Source organism: Caulobacter sp. GW821-FHT11E11 (assembly GCF_058808315.1).
On sequence record NZ_JBXARO010000002.1, the window covers coordinates 557,583 to 571,612 of the forward strand.

The following is a 14,030-nucleotide window of genomic DNA, read 5'->3' on the forward strand; positions in this document are numbered from 1 at the left end:
TCGAGCGACCCGGCGGTCGATGAGATCGTGATCGTGGGTAGTCGGATCGAGGGGGCCGCCGCCGCGGCGACCTCGACCGCCGTCGTCATGACGCCCGATCGCATCGCCGCGACCGGCGCGGTGTCGGGCGATGATCTGCTGCGTGGCCTGCCGCAGATGGGCGACGTCTTCATCCACGCCAACAACAACGTCCAGACCAGCAACTCCGCGCGCGGCGATATCAACTCGATCAATCTGCGCAGCCTCGGGGTCGGCTACACCCTGGTGCTGATCAATGGCCGACGGACCGTGGCCCATCCCACCAGCCAGTCCTCGGGCACGGTCCCGCTGCTGGGCTTCAACGCCAACGCCATACCCAGCACGGGACTGGCGCGACTGGAGGTCCTGGCGGACGGCGCCTCGGCCATCTATGGCGCCGATGCGGTGGCCGGCGTCGTCAACGCCGTCATGCCCGACCGCTATGAAGGCGTCTCGACAGAGTTCCGTTACGGCTGGGCCGAGGGGACGCATCGTCGCGAGCGGGGCCTGGATGTGCTGGCGGGCGGGATGATCGGCGACGGCCGTGGACATGTCGTGCTCGTCCTCAACGCCACCGACCGCACCGCGCAGCGACCCAGCGACCAGCCCTATACCCGGAGCCTGGACCTGCAGGCGCTGTTCGTCGGCGATCCGGCCTACGCGGCGAGCAATGCGCCCGACACGCGCGGTTCGCTGAGCTCGTTCACGACACTGGGGGTGCTAGGAACGAGCGGCGCGGTCCGGCAAGGAGGCGTCGCCATCACCACGGCCGCCGGCGTGGCGCACGTTCAGCCCGACGCCCTGGCCGGATGCGCGGCGAGCCTGGGAGGGGGCCTGTGCCTGGGTGTCGGTTCGCTGACCTCAAGCAGCGCCGCCGACAAGCTGCGCTACGATGGCCCGGTCCTGGACCAGACGACGGCGTCGCCCGCGATCCGCCGGCTGAACCTCTTCGTCTCGGGCGGCTACGCGGTCTCGGACAGGGCCGAGGCCTATGGCGAACTCGGCGCCTATGGCGCGGCGTCGCGGGCCTTGACCCTGCAGGGTTCCAGCCTGGTCGCGATCGGGATTCCCGCCAGCAATTACTACAATCCCTTCGGCCCGGTCGCCTTCGCCGACGGCCGTCTCAATCCCAACCGCTTGCCGGGCCTGACCAACGTGCCGGCCTCGGGCGCGGCGGTGACGATCAGCGGCTATCGGTTCAACGACCTTGGTCCCAACGTCGTCCGCGTCGACAACACCCAGGTGCGAGCCCTGCTTGGCCTGAAGGGCAGGGCGGGGCGCTTTGCCTGGGACACGGCTGTGCTCTATTCGCGGGGGCGGGCCCTGGATCGGTCGGACGGGATAGACAGCGCCAGGCTCGCCGCCCAGTTGGCGCTCTCGACGACCGACGCCTACAATCCGTTCAACGGCGGGTGCCTGGTCGGCGCCCAGGGACGCGACTGCACGCCCAGCTCGCAGGCGGCGCTCGATGCGATCCGGATCCGGATCAAGCGCCGCTCGACCAGCGGCCTGACCCTGGCCGACTTCAAGGTATCGACGCCCAGATTGCTGACCTTGCCGGCGGGCCCGGTCGGCTTCGCGGCGGGGGTCGAGGCGCGCCGCGAGACACAAGCCGACGTGCGCGATCCCAGGCTGGACGGCGGCGCGCCCTTCACCGATCCGGTCACGGGCCTGGTGTCGGCCAGCAATGTCACGGGCACGAACGACACGCCCAGCACGCACGGTTCGCGCGGCGTCCTGTCGGCCTATGCGGAGCTGACGGCGCCGCTGGTGTCGCCGGATCGGGCGCTGCCGTTGGTCAGGCGCATCGATCTGCATCTCGCCGGCCGGATCGAGCGCTACAGTGACTTCGGCGCTGTCGCCACGCCTAAGGTCGCCGTGGCGTGGGAGCCGTTCGCCTTTGTCCGCCTGCGCGGCGCCTGGCAGAAGGGGTTTCGGGCGCCCAACCTCGAGACGACCAACCCGTTCAGCTATTCGCGCTCGAACGCGATTCTCGACTACTATCTCTGCGAGGCCGACCTGCGCGCGGGGCGGATCAAGACGTTCTCGGCCTGCACGCGCAACGTCAATGTCCGCTTCACCACCTCAGGCAATCCGGACCTGAGCGCCGAGCACAGCCGCGGTCGGTCTTTCGGCCTGGTCCTGACGCCGGCCATCCCGTCCGACCGGTTTGGCCAGGTGATGGTCAGTGTCGATCGCTGGCGCATCGACCAGACCAGCGTGATCGGCCTCTTGGGATCGACCAATCTGGCGATCGCCGACTATCTGGCGCGGACGACGGGGGCGACTAGCGCCGCCGTCCTTCGGGCCGCGCCCACGCGCGACGACATCGCGCTCTTCGCCGGAACCGGCCTGGCGCCCGCGGGGCAGATGATCGAGATCAGGGACCGGTTTCGCATGCTGCAGGCCCAGGCGGTCAGCGGCGTGGATGTCGCCCTGGCCTGGCGCGGACCGAACCGTCCTTGGGGCCGGCTGACCCTGGATGTCGACGCGGCCTATATGGATCGTTTCTCGCAAGCGCTCTCCGAGCCGGTGAAGGCGTTGTTCGAGGCCCGGGCGGTTGGGGCGATCAACGCCGCGACGCCACTGGCCGATCCGGGCGACCTGCTGCGCAAGAACGGAAAACCCGAATGGAAGGTGGCCGGCCAGCTGACCTGGCGTCGCGGCGACTACAAGGTCGGTGCGTCGGCGGCCTATACCGGCTCGGTGCTCAACACCGACTTCCTGACGGTCGATGGCGCGCCCTACAGGGTGAAGAGCCAGCTGACGATCGGAGCCTATTTCGACTATCGGCCGGGCGGCGGACCGGCCCATGTGCGTCTGGGCGCGCGCAATCTGTTCGACAGGGATCCGCCGCTGTCCGCGACCGGCTATCTCGGCGCGCTCTACAACCCCTATGGCCGCTACTGGTACCTGAACGTGGGCAGGTCCTTCTGAGCCTCAGGCGGCGGCCGCCTTGCGGCGAAGGCGGATCAGCTCGGCCAGGCGCGGATCGCGATCCCAGATCGCCGTGAAACGGTGATGATCGGCAACGGCCTTGGGGAAGGGGTTGCGGCCGTAGGGCAGGGACACGATCCAGTTCAACGACCCGGCGTTGACGGCGCGGTCCAGGGTGTCGAGGGCCCGATCGACCGTTCCGGACCAGGCATATTCGAGCGCCGCCAGGAACAGCAGGTCGCCGCCGCGCCGACCCGCCCTTGTCGCCTTGAGCTCGATCACGCCGGCCACGTCGGCGTCGACCATGGCCAGCAACGCCGCCGGCTGTCCGCGCAGGGCCGCGGCGGCCGCGGCGATGCGCTTCAAAAGCTGGCTCATATCCGCGGACATCGGCTTGTCGCGCGGGAGGAGGCTCAAGGTCCTTCCGACCAGCTCGTCGAGTCCGGCGGCGTTCCCTTCGCTCAGAAACGTCATGTAGAGCTCGCGGACGTCGAACAGATTGGCCTTGGAGCGCTGGAGCGCGGCGCGATAGTCGTCGAGGGCCTTGGTGCGTTCGCCGGCGGCATATTCCAGGCGCGCCAGCAGGTAGCCGCGCCGCGAGACGTTCTCCGGATCCAGCAGCACGATCTCCCGCGCCTGGGCCAGGCCTTCGACATTACGATTGAGCGTGGCCAGCAGCGTGCCATAGGCCCATCGCGCCTCGACTAGGCCCGGGTCGGCGAGAACCGCGCGCTTGAGCAGAGCTTCGGACGCCGCCCAGTTCCAGTCGCGCCGGTGCTGGTCGCCCAGGGCGGCCAGCGCGGCCGGGTCGTTCGGGTCGGCCAGCAGGGCCCGCCGCACATAGATCATGGCGGCCGCGTTGAGATCCTGGACGGGCGGCAGGCTGGCCATCAGCCGCTTTGACCACCCGTTGCGCGCCAGGCCCCAGAGGGTCAGCAGAGCGCGCACCTCGTTGGGGTCGATGGCGAGCGCGGCCATGGCCTGGGCATAGGCGTCGTCGGCGGAGGCCTCGGCCTTGGCCTTGTCGGCAACCAGCAACAGCGATCGGGTCTTCAGAAAGGCGGCCTCGGCGCGCAGCACGTGGGGGTAGGCGCGCGGATCCGAGCGGCGTCGCGGGGGCAGGGTCGTCGAAAAGCCGCTGGCGGCCACGCGCCCGACCATCTGCTCCAGCAGCGCGCTGGACAGCGCCTGGCTGATACCGACCAGGTCGTCGTCGGCGCTGAGCGCCTGATGGGACCAGAGCTGGGCCTGGGTGACGCCGTCCAGCAGCTGGATCTCGGCCAGGAAGCCGGCGCCGCGCCGCTCCAGCGCGCCGATGACGAGCAGGTTGGCGCCCAGGCGCGCGGCGATGCGTCTCGGCGACAGCGCCTCGTCCGTGACGCTGAAGGTCGAGGCGTCGGAAACCGTGCGCAGGCCGGTCACGCGCGAAAGGTTCTGCCGGACTTCGCGCGCCAGGGCCTTGCCCAGGTCGCCGGCGAACGGCAGGACCGCCAGGGTCAGCGGACCCTTGGGCGCGCTCACCTTGCGCCACGCGACATAGCCGCCGGCGCCGACGGCCGCGAGGACGCCCGCCGAGGCGGCGGCGAGAAGCCAGCGCCGGCTCGGATGCGCCGGCGACGGATCGGCTGTCTGTTCGCCCACAGGCGGCGCGCCGACCAGGCGATAGCCGGTCTTGTTCAGCGTCACGATCTCGAAGCTGCCCGCGCCGATCCCGGCCGCTGTCGCTCTCAGCTTCGAGATGACGCGGTTTAGGGAGTCGCGGCTGACAAACCGGCCTTCCCAGCAAGACTGCAGGAGGTCTTCACGGGAGAGCACCGCCTGGCCGGCGTTCGCCAGCGCCACCAGCACCTGCATGATCCTGGGCTCCAGGGTCTCCTGGCGGCCGTCGTCGTGCGTCAGCCGTCGGTGCGCCGGCTCGACCAGAACCGAGCCCAGTCGGAAGGACGCGCTGCGGTTGAGAACGACGCGTCCGGCCGACGCTGTTTCGTCCGGGGCGCGGAGGGACTGTTCCAGGGCGGACATCGACGGACCTAGTCGCGGCGATGTCGGGAGCGCCCGAAACGGGCTCCCGCCTGCGCTTTCCAGCGCTCAAGCATCATCGTCTCCCCCTCATCCGAAGAAGATCAGCGTTTCATCAGCAAGGCAACCTGAGGCGGAGCTATACGGCGCCGCCCTGGATTCAGCATGTTTCGTGGGCGGGGAGCGAACCCCGCGGCCAGGCTGTTGCAGCCAGTACAGGGTGGGATCCATGCACGAACGCTTCACGGCGTCACCGGCGGTGTGGTGGCTCAGCGGCCTGGCCATGGGCGCGCCGGTGGCCTTCGCGATCGGCCTGATCTGCGGCATCGGCGCGCGATGCGCGCTGACCGATGCGGCGACCGAATGGCACAGCGCGCTCGTCGAGAAATCCATTGAACACGCTAGGGGGCGATAGAATGAACGAGGTCAGATTGCAGCCGATCGGTCGATTGGCGCGTATCCAGTCATTGGATGTCCTGCGCGGCGTCGCGGCGCTGGGCATCCTACTGATGAACATTCCGGCGATGGGCTTGCGCTGGGACTGGCCCAGACCGCCCCTGCCGGCGACCGCCAGTCTCGACTGGATCGCCTTCTCCATCCAGAATGTCGGGGCCCAGGGGACGATGCGGGGCCTGTTCACGCTGCTCTTCGGCGCGGGCATGCTGGTCATGCTGAGCCGGCCCGATCCCGCGCGCGAAGCCGCCGCCGGCCAGGCCTATTTCACGCGATGCTTTGCCCTCATCCTGCTGGGCGTGGCCAATTTCGCGATCTTCCTGTGGCCGGGAGAGATCCTGTTCAACTACGGCGTCACCGGGCTGTTCCTGGTGCTCTTCCGTAAGGCCGACACCCGCGTACTGGCGGTCGCCGCCGCAGCCGCGCTGCTGGTCATGACCGTCGCGATCGGCGGCCAGGCCGTTGAACGGGCGGAAGGCCTGCGCCTGGCCGAGGCCGCCGTCGCCGCCAAGGCTTCGGGCAAGACGCCGACGGCCGAGCAGGCCAAGGCGCTCGAGAAGCGCGACGAGATGGTCAAGAAGATCACCGCGCCGGAGGAGCGCGCCAAGGAGCGGGTCGAGCGGACGTCCTTCCCTTCGATCGTGACCTGGAGCCTGAAGAAGTGGCAGGTCTGGAATCTCGATGTCTCCGAGGCGCCCCTGACGGTGCTGGAGTCCATCGGCTTCATGCTGATCGGCATGATCCTGTTCCGGACCGGCGTCCTGAGCGGCGAGCGCGGCCTGGGCTTCTACGGCGCGCTTGCCGCCGGCGGCCTGTTCGTGGGCCTGCTTCTGCGCGGCGGCGTCGAGGCGTTGCGCTGGCGGTCCGGATTCCAGCCCAGCCCCGACGTGGCGCTGGCCAACGCCTTCCTCTACGAGCCCGGACGGCTGGCCATGACGCTGGGCCTTCTGGGCCTGACGATGGTCTTGCTCAAGCAGGGCCTGCTGGGCGCGCTCAAGGGCGGGCTGGCCGCGGTCGGCCGCATGGCCCTGACCACCTATGTCGCGCAGTCGGTCATCACCTCGATCCTCTTCTACGGCCTGGGCTTCTACGACCGGTTTGGTTTCGCCCAGCTGATGGGGATCGCCGCGCTCATCTGGATCGTGCAGATCATCTTCAGCGTGCTGTGGCTGAAGCGCTTCGAGATGGGACCGGCCGAGTGGGTCCTGCGGTCGGTGACCTACGGGACCTGGCGCTCGACGGACAAGCCGGCCGTTCTCGCGAAGGATCCGCGGGTCCCGTCATCCGCGCGGGTGTCGTGATCACCGGGCGGCTTGTGGCGGTCGCCTGGCTGCTCGCCGTGGCCGCCCTGCCGACCGAGGCGACGGCTCGCATGAGCGATGATGATCTTGGTCTCCGATCATCCCGGATCGAGATCGATCGCTTCCTGGCGTTCCCGGTCACCGCCAGGAGCACGTCCACGGCGATCGAGGCCCGTTGCGCCAGCGCCGTGGCGCTGGCCCGGGAGATCCGCGAGCGGCTTCGACCAACCAAGGGCGGGCGAGGGGCCAGGGACTTCGATGTCCAGGACACCCTGGCCGCCCTGGCGACTGGCCTGGCGTCCGAGATGGACGCCGCATCGGCCGCTTCGACGGAGGGGCTTGTGCGAAACGCCGCGCTGGCCTGCCGGCGGCGGGTTTCGGACCTGGCGTTTTCAGCTCCATGAGGGCTGGACGCGCCGGTGGGATTTGACGAAGCGGGGGCGGCAATGACCGAGACGACGATGGGCGGGCGTTCAGCCGCACGCATGGTCCTTTTCACGGTCTATCGCGTGTTCTGGTGGAGCGCCTTTCTGCTGGCGCTGGCCTTCGTCGCGATCGTGCATCCGCGAGACGAGATCGCGTCGCAGGCCAAGTATCATGCGTTCATGCGCGTGGGTTTCAGCGTGTGGTGGAACCCCTCGGCCGAAGGTCAGATGGGAGGCCCCTTCGCCGATATCGGGCGGCAGGCCGGCATCCGGTTTGGCGATGTCCTCTATGCCATCGACGGACAGGAGCTGCCGACAGATACCAGGGCCCGCGTCGCGGCCGTGAGCGGACCGGAGGGGCAGGTGGCGACCCTGTCCCTGCGCCGACCCGACGGCGCCTCCTATATGGCGCGCGTGCCGCGCAGCGACCGGTACGAGCGCGACGCCTACCGGGGCGCCGGGATTACCTTCACGGGGCGGCGCTGGGCGGTGTTCGTGGTCGACACCCTGGCGCGGATAGCGTGCCTGGCGGCGGCGTTGCTGCTCTTCCTCCGTCGCCCGCGCGACCTGGTGGCCGGCGTCCTCTCAAGCGCTCTCATCGCGAGCTGCTTTCATTCCATCAATGTCTCCACCACCATGCCCGGGGCGTTCGGCGTGGTCGAAAGCTTCATCAATACGCTGGCCGTTCCGGCGGCGATCCTGCTCTTTCCGCGCGGACGGCTGACGACGCCCTGGCATTGGCTGGCCCTGGCGGTTGTCATCGGCTCTGCGCTCAACAGCGCGCTGAAGGGGGGAATATCGACGCTGGTCGACTTCGGACCCCCGGTCTTGCTGATCACCGCCGTCGTCGCCCAGTTTCGCGCCACGCCCTCGGGTCTGGAGCGCCAGCAGATCAAGTTCGTGCTCTTCGGCGTGGTGGTGTCGATGGCGTTGTTGGCCGCCGGCAACGTGATCGATCAGGTCTCCTACGGCGACATTCCCGAAAGCCGCGCGGCCTGGCTGCATCTGTCCAAGTGGACGCTCTACGCGCTGTCGACCCTGGCCCTGCCGGCGGGCCTCCTGGTGTCCCTGGTCCGCTACCGCCTTTATGACGCCGACACCGCCATCGCCCGCTCCATCGCGTATGGCGCCCTGACGGTGCTGGTCCTGGCCGCGTTCTCGGGCTCGGAGAAGGTCATCGAACTGCTGGGCGAGGAATATTTCGGCGCCCGGCTCGGCGCTCTGGCCGGAGGCGTCGCGGCCGCCGTCGCCGCGGTGCTGATCGTGCCGATGCACCATCGGGTCTCGCACTGGGTCGAGCACCGGCTGCAAAAGCATCTCTCAAATCTGCGCGAAGGGCTGCCGGCCCTGGTGGGGGACCTGCGCGAGACGGCGACCTTGGCGCAAATCGCGGCCGTGGTGCTCGACAATGTTGGTGAAGGCGTCAGGGCCAGCCGCGCGGCCCTGCTGGTGGCCGACCAGGTGGTGGACGCCCGGGGCATCGACGCTAGCGCGGTTCAGGACTGGGCCGGTCACTGGGCGTCCGCATCCTCCAAGAGGAGCAACACGGATCGGCGTGACCTCGTCTTTCCCGTCCGCGTGCCGCTGCAGGCGGAGGGGCATGGCCAGGTGGGTTGGCTGCTCCTGGGCTCACGTCCGGATGGCAGTCTCTATAACCGGGATGAAAAGCGGGCCTTGGACGGTGTCGCCGACCCCGTGGCGCGGGCGCTGCAGGTCGTATTGGCGCGGACGAAGCGAGAGGGCGAGCTGAACGACCTGATCGCGATGCTGGGGGCGAGACTGACGACGGCGGAGGAGGCCTTGGTCCGTCTCAACGCCTCGGCCGAAGCCGCCAGCGCCGCAACGTAGAGGCTCCGGCGTTCGCACCGAGGTTCACCGGCCTTTACCCCGTTTAACCCCAGGACGGCGCGGTGAGCCCCTAGGGTCCTCGGACGAAATGTCATCGAGGACAGGCGGATGTTGGACGTGGAGTTGGTCGCGGATCGTGGCGGGTTGCTGCCCTGGCAGGTCAACCGCGTTCGCGCCTATGTCGGCGAGGCGCTCGACGGCCGCATCGCCCTGGCGGACGCCGCCGGACAGGCGCGGTTGAGCGCGGGCTATTTCTCGCGGTGCTTTCGCCGGAGCTTCGGCCTCACGTTCTCGCAGTTCGTGGCCCGCGAGCGGATCGAGCGCGCCCTGCGGCTGATGGTGAGCAGTCCCTCCAACCTGAGCACCATCGCGCTGGCCTGCGGCTTCGCCGACCAGGCGCATTTCACACGCACCTTCGGCGCCGTGACCGGATCGACGCCGGCCCGGTGGCGCCGCCAAGCGACCCACGACGCCTTATCGGAAACCCTGAGTTTCGATCCCGTCTCTCTGCGCTCCGGGCACGGCGGGGTAGATCGCCGTCCGCGCGAAATGGCGCCCCAGTATTCTTGAGGAGTATCGACATGACCACGGAACGCTGGACGCGCCGCGCGGCCTTGCAGGCCGGAGCGGGGCTGGGGATCGCCGGTATGGCGAGCCAGGCCTTCGCGGCGGCGCCTCAGGAGGAAGGCTATGCCAAGGTTCCGGGCGGCCGGGTCTACTGGCGAAAGTTCGGGGCGGGCGGCAAGACCCCGCTGCTGACCCTGCACGGCGGTCCGGGCGCGGCGCACAACTACCTGCTGTCGCTGCAGGCCCTGGCCTTCGAGCGTCCGGTGATCTTCTACGACCAGCTGGGCTGCGGGAAGGCCGACGCGCCGAGCGACGAGAGCCTCTACACGATCCAGCGCTCGGTCGACGAGCTGGACGCCGTCCGCGCCGCCCTCGCGCTGGACCGGGTGGCGCTGCTGGGTCACTCATGGGGCTCGCTGCTGGCGGTCGAGTATCTGTGCCAGGGGCGCGGGCAGGGCGTCGAGAAGCTGGTGCTGAGCGGCGCCATGGCCAGCATCCCGCAGGTCATGGCCGGCTTCGACCGATTGTTCGCCACGCTGCCCGACGGCTACGCCGCCAAGATTCGCAAGCTGGAAGCGGCCGGCAAGACGGGGACGCCGGAATATGCCGCGCTGGTCCAGACCTTCTACGATCACTTCTTGCTGCGGGTCGCGCCCACCTCCGACGCCCTGGTCTCGTTCGACGCCCTGTCGAAGTCGATCGCCTATCGGGTGCTGAACGGCCCCAACGAGTTCACGATCATTGGTCCGATGAAGGATTGGGATCGCCGCAAGGACCTGGGCGCGATCACCCAGAAGACCCTGATCACCACGGGTGAGTTCGACGAGATCACCCTGGACTGCCACCAGACCCTTCGCGACGGCATCGCCGGATCGAAGTTGGCGGTGATGACCGGCGCGTCGCACATGACGATGGTCGAGCAGCCCGCGCTCTACAACAGACTGGTGCGGACCTTCCTCAACGAGGCCTAGGTCCGCGGGCCGGCGAGCTGTTCGCGCAGCCGCCGGTTTTCGGCTTCCAGACCCTCCAGCCGCTCGCGCAGCGGCTGGACTGCGCGTTCGATCTCGGCCTCGGTGAAGCGGGGCGTGATGTGCTGCGGGCAGTTCCAGTCGAACGCGGCCAGGCGCAGCTTGAAGATCCGCTCGGGCCTGGCGCGATAGCCGCCGTCCGTGACCTTGGCCAGCAGGTCCGCATCGGCATCCAGCGCCACGCGCTCGGCATGGGCCAGGATCTTGAGGCGGGCGCGGCGCGGATAGTCGACCAGGATCAGCGACACGCGGTCGCCGGCATCCAGGTTGCCGACGCTGATGTACTGGCGGTTGCCGCGATAGTCGGCGAAGGCCAGCGTCACCTCGTCGATGACCTTCAGGAAGCCCGGCGGGCCGCCGCGGTGCTGGACGTACGGCCAGCCGCTTTCGGAGACGCTGGCCATGTAGAAGCTGTCGCGCTCGCCGATGAAGGCGACCTCGTCCGGGGTGAAGCGCTCGAACTGGCGGTCGACCGCGCCGGGTGTCCACATCTGGTCGACGCCCATCTCGGCCTGGGCCGCGCGCACGCTGGCCGAGGTGGCCAGGTCCAGAAAACTGTATCGCGCCATGGGGCGTGTCCCTCTGTCGAGTGGTCAAGGCAAAGCCCCGGCCGATGATCTCGGCCGGGGCGATGGCGTTTCTTACTTCACGCTGCGGTCCAGGAAGTCGCGGATCAGCGGCGCCATGACGTCGAGGCGATCTTCCAGTGCGAAGTGGCCGGAGTCGAGGATGTGGACCTCGGCCTTGGGCAGGTCGCGCAGGTACGGGTGAGCGCCGGCCTCGGGGAAGATCTTGTCGTTCTTGCCCCAGACGATCAGCGTCGGCGGCTTGCGCTCGCGGAAGAAGGCCTGGAATTGCGGATAGAGCGGCACGTTGGTGCGGTAGTCGCCCAGCATGTCCAGCTGGATGTCACGGTTGCCCGGACGGTCCAGCAGCGCCTGGTCGTGCACCCAGTTGTCGGGGCTGATGCGCGCCACGTCGCCCATGCCGTCGGTGTACTGGAACTTGGTGATGTCCAGCGTGACCAGGTGGTTCAGCGCATCGCGGTTCTTCTGCGAGCGGTCGCCCCAGTAGACCTTGATCGGGTCCCAGAACTCCTTGAGGCCCTCTTCGTAGGCGTTGCCGTTCTGGACGATCAGGCCGCTGACGCGCTCGGGATGCTTCAGCGCCAGGCGGTAGCCGATCGGGGCGCCGTAATCCATCACGTACAGGGCGTAGCGCTTGGCGCCCAGCTGGGTGACCAGCTTGTCGACGATGTCGGTCTGGTTGGCGAAGGTGTAGGCGAACTGGGTGTGGTCCGGCGCGTCGCTCTGGCCATAGCCCACATAGTCCGGCGCGATGACCCGGTACTTGTCGGCCAGCAGCGGGATCAGGTTGCGGAACATGTGCGACGAGGTCGGGAAGCCGTGCAGCAGCAGCACGACCGGGCCGTCGGCCGGGCCGGCCTCGCGATAGAAGATCTTGTGGCCGTCGATGGTGGCGGTCCGGTAGTGGATGACCGGCGGCGCGAGGCGGGTAAACGCGGTCTTCGGCGCCGGGGCGGCGAGGGCGTGGGGCGCGGTGGCCAGGGTGGAGGCGGTCAGGGTGACGGCGGCGAGCGCCAAGGACGTGAGCAGTCGGGACATCGGAATCTCCTAGGGTTTTCAGGGGGAAGGGAAAGGCGTTGTCGGTCGGCGCGACTACTTGCTGGCGTCGGCCGCCATCTCGATGAAGTCGGCGACGTAGCCGGGCTTGGAGAGCATCACCGCATGGCTGCTGGGCGTTTCGACCAGCGTGGCCTTGGCCCGCACCGCCATGGCGCGCTGGGCGGCCGGCGGGATCATCAGGTCCTGCGTCGCCAGCAGGTAGTAGCTGGGCTTGGCCTTCCAGGCCGGCGCGGTGATCTTGGCCCCAACGGCGCCCAGGCCCCATGGCACCTGGGCGGCGGCCATGAAGTGGGTGGTGGCCGGGTCGACATCGGCGGCGAAGGCCGAGGCGAACTTGGCCGGATCGATCTGGATGAAGCCGTCCTTGGGCGGCAGCAGCGGCGCGGGCGGGGCGCCCGGAACCGGCGTGCTGGCCAGCTGCAGGACGGACTCGCCGGCGTCCGGCGCGAAGGCGGCCAGATAGACCAGGCTTTTCACCTTGGGATCGGCGCCGGCCTGGGTGATCACCGCGCCGCCGTACGAGTGGCCGACCAGGATCACCGGATGCCGCGCCTTGGCGATGGCTTCCTGGGTGGCGGTGGCGTCGCCTTCCAGCGTGATGGTCGGGTTCTGGACGATCAGGACCTCATAGCCCTTCTTGGACAGCAGCTCGTACACCGGGCGCCAGCCCGAGGCGTCGACGAAGGCGCCGTGCACCAGGACGATCGAGACGGGTTTTTCGGCGGCGCTGGCGGCCGTGGCGGTAAGCAGGCTGGCGGCCAGCCCGAGGAATGCACGCTTCATGGTCGTTGCTCCGTTGCGACCTCGTGGCGAGGGCGGCGACGGCTTCAGGTCTAGTCCTGGAGACGACCTGGCGGGTGTTAGGCCTGGTGAAGCGTGGTGAACCGGCGTTACCGGATTTCACCGCGACTTACTGGCTCCCCGGGGCGCGACGCGAGAGCCTGTGCTGGCTGGCGCTGGTCAGCGTGCAAAGGAGCCGTAGAGCCATGACGACGTCACCCAACACCAAGTCGAGCATCCTGCCGTCGGGCGGCGGCGCGGCGCTGATGGATCCCAACGACGCGGTGATCCTGCTGCTGGATCACCAGTCCGGGCTGTTCCAGACCGTCAAGGACATCGCCGTGGCCGATCTGCGGCGGAATGTGGAGATGGTCGCCCGGCTGGCGACGCTGCTGAACATCCCGGTGATCACCACCGCTTCCGAACCCTCGGGCTCGAACGGTCCGCTGATGCCGGAGATTCACCAGCATGCGCCGCACGCCGTCTACGTGCCGCGCAAGGGCGAGGTGAACGCCTGGGACAATGACGACTTCGTCGCCCAGGTGCGCGCGACCGGTCGCAAGACCCTGATCATGGCCGGCGTCTGGACCAGCGTCTGCGTGATGTTCCCGGCCCTGGACGCCCGCGCGGCGGGCTACGAGGTCTACGCCGTGATCGACGCCTCGGGCGATCCCAGCGAGATGGTCTCGCGCACCAGTCTCGCCCGCTTCGTGCAGGGCGGGGTCAAGCCGACCACCGCCAACGCGCTGCTCAGCGAACTGCATCGCACCTGGGCGCGCCCGGAAGCCGCCGATCTGGCCAAGCTCTACGGGCTTGCGGCGCCGAACTACGCCGCCGTGATGGAGAGCTTCCAGAAGGCGCAGGAAGCGGCGCGGGGCTAGATCGTATCGGGCGCATAAATGGAAACGATGGATTTCCATCATTTCCATTTATGCGGCGATGCGTCGCGGCCAAAGTGTCCTTGTCAGAACAACGGGGCGGCCGGAAGCGGTCTTCCACCATCGAGGG

12 protein-coding genes are annotated in these 14,030 nt (G+C 68.7%); 8 read left to right on the top strand and 4 right to left on the bottom strand.

Annotated features, from left to right (window positions below; all coding sequences use genetic code 11):
- The first annotated feature begins 33 nt into the window (after nucleotides 1-33).
- A complete protein-coding gene (locus AC1RR5_RS06675; protein WP_492920384.1) occupies nucleotides 34-2,955 on the top strand; it encodes a TonB-dependent receptor in 2,922 nt (973 codons plus the stop codon).
- Nucleotides 2,956-2,958: 3 nt separating this feature from the next.
- On the opposite strand, the gene AC1RR5_RS06680 is transcribed toward AC1RR5_RS06675, so the two are convergent.
- On the bottom strand, nucleotides 2,959-4,977 hold the full coding sequence (locus AC1RR5_RS06680) for a winged helix-turn-helix domain-containing tetratricopeptide repeat protein (RefSeq protein ID WP_492920385.1): 2,019 nt from the start codon (nucleotides 4,975-4,977) through the stop codon (nucleotides 2,959-2,961).
- Nucleotides 4,978-5,203: 226 nt separating this feature from the next.
- Here AC1RR5_RS06680 and AC1RR5_RS06685 point away from each other — a divergent pair, with 226 nt between their 5' ends.
- The 6 genes from AC1RR5_RS06685 (at nucleotide 5,204) to AC1RR5_RS06710 (ending at nucleotide 10,539) form a co-directional block, all read left to right on the top strand.
- Nucleotides 5,204-5,389: a hypothetical protein gene (locus AC1RR5_RS06685; protein WP_492920387.1), complete on the top strand. Its 186-nt coding sequence runs from the start codon at nucleotides 5,204-5,206 to the stop codon at nucleotides 5,387-5,389.
- A 1-nt stretch (nucleotide 5,390) separates the two neighbouring features.
- Nucleotides 5,391-6,728 (top strand): DUF418 domain-containing protein, encoded by a 1,338-nt coding sequence (locus tag AC1RR5_RS06690; RefSeq protein WP_492920388.1) that lies wholly within the window; start codon nucleotides 5,391-5,393, stop codon nucleotides 6,726-6,728.
- On the top strand, nucleotides 6,725-7,132 hold the full coding sequence (locus AC1RR5_RS06695) for a hypothetical protein (protein WP_492920389.1): 408 nt from the start codon (nucleotides 6,725-6,727) through the stop codon (nucleotides 7,130-7,132). Before AC1RR5_RS06690 ends, AC1RR5_RS06695 begins: the two co-directional genes overlap by 4 nt.
- 42 nt (nucleotides 7,133-7,174) lie before the next feature.
- Entirely contained in the window at nucleotides 7,175-9,001 is a 1,827-nt protein-coding gene (locus AC1RR5_RS06700) for a hypothetical protein (protein WP_492920391.1), read from the top strand.
- 108 nt (nucleotides 9,002-9,109) lie between these two features.
- A complete protein-coding gene (locus tag AC1RR5_RS06705; protein ID WP_492920393.1) occupies nucleotides 9,110-9,571 on the top strand; it encodes a helix-turn-helix domain-containing protein in 462 nt (153 codons plus the stop codon).
- 11 nt (nucleotides 9,572-9,582) lie between these two features.
- Nucleotides 9,583-10,539, top strand: coding sequence for a proline iminopeptidase-family hydrolase (locus AC1RR5_RS06710; RefSeq protein WP_492920394.1), 957 nt, complete (start codon nucleotides 9,583-9,585; stop codon nucleotides 10,537-10,539).
- Here the strand turns inward: AC1RR5_RS06710 and AC1RR5_RS06715 are convergent.
- From AC1RR5_RS06715 to AC1RR5_RS06725, 3 genes are all read right to left on the bottom strand, one after another.
- The gene (locus tag AC1RR5_RS06715; protein WP_492920396.1) at nucleotides 10,536-11,165 is read right to left on the bottom strand and encodes a pyridoxamine 5'-phosphate oxidase family protein; all 630 of its coding nucleotides are present in this window, start codon (nucleotides 11,163-11,165) and stop codon (nucleotides 10,536-10,538) included. The genes AC1RR5_RS06710 and AC1RR5_RS06715 overlap by 4 nt on opposite strands.
- Before the next feature lie 72 nt (nucleotides 11,166-11,237).
- The gene (locus tag AC1RR5_RS06720; protein ID WP_492920397.1) at nucleotides 11,238-12,221 is read right to left on the bottom strand and encodes an alpha/beta fold hydrolase; all 984 of its coding nucleotides are present in this window, start codon (nucleotides 12,219-12,221) and stop codon (nucleotides 11,238-11,240) included.
- A gap of 54 nt (nucleotides 12,222-12,275) precedes the next feature.
- Nucleotides 12,276-13,025 carry an alpha/beta fold hydrolase gene (locus AC1RR5_RS06725; protein WP_492920398.1) on the bottom strand — a complete coding sequence of 250 codons (750 nt, stop codon included), beginning with the start codon at nucleotides 13,023-13,025 and terminating at the stop codon, nucleotides 12,276-12,278.
- A 203-nt stretch (nucleotides 13,026-13,228) separates the two neighbouring features.
- Here AC1RR5_RS06725 and AC1RR5_RS06730 point away from each other — a divergent pair, with 203 nt between their 5' ends.
- Complete coding sequence (locus tag AC1RR5_RS06730) at nucleotides 13,229-13,903, top strand: isochorismatase family protein (RefSeq protein WP_492920400.1); 675 nt, start codon at nucleotides 13,229-13,231, stop codon at nucleotides 13,901-13,903.
- The last annotated feature ends 127 nt before the right edge of the window (nucleotides 13,904-14,030 follow it).

Bases quoted from the DNA above. Each gene is read 5' to 3' on its own strand.
- AC1RR5_RS06680 (WP_492920385.1), bottom strand. From the start codon at position 4,977: ATGTCCGCCCTGGAACAGTCCCTCCGCGCCCCGGACGAAACAGCGTCG.
- AC1RR5_RS06730 (WP_492920400.1), top strand. From the start codon at position 13,229: ATGACGACGTCACCCAACACCAAGTCGAGCATCCTGCCGTCGGGCGGC.
- AC1RR5_RS06715 (WP_492920396.1), bottom strand. From the start codon at position 11,165: ATGGCGCGATACAGTTTTCTGGACCTGGCCACCTCGGCCAGCGTGCGC.
- AC1RR5_RS06690 (WP_492920388.1), top strand. From the start codon at position 5,391: ATGAACGAGGTCAGATTGCAGCCGATCGGTCGATTGGCGCGTATCCAG.
- AC1RR5_RS06685 (WP_492920387.1), top strand. From the start codon at position 5,204: ATGCACGAACGCTTCACGGCGTCACCGGCGGTGTGGTGGCTCAGCGGC.
- AC1RR5_RS06725 (WP_492920398.1), bottom strand. From the start codon at position 13,025: ATGAAGCGTGCATTCCTCGGGCTGGCCGCCAGCCTGCTTACCGCCACG.
- AC1RR5_RS06710 (WP_492920394.1), top strand. From the start codon at position 9,583: ATGACCACGGAACGCTGGACGCGCCGCGCGGCCTTGCAGGCCGGAGCG.
- AC1RR5_RS06700 (WP_492920391.1), top strand. From the start codon at position 7,175: ATGACCGAGACGACGATGGGCGGGCGTTCAGCCGCACGCATGGTCCTT.
- AC1RR5_RS06705 (WP_492920393.1), top strand. From the start codon at position 9,110: ATGTTGGACGTGGAGTTGGTCGCGGATCGTGGCGGGTTGCTGCCCTGG.
- AC1RR5_RS06720 (WP_492920397.1), bottom strand. From the start codon at position 12,221: ATGTCCCGACTGCTCACGTCCTTGGCGCTCGCCGCCGTCACCCTGACC.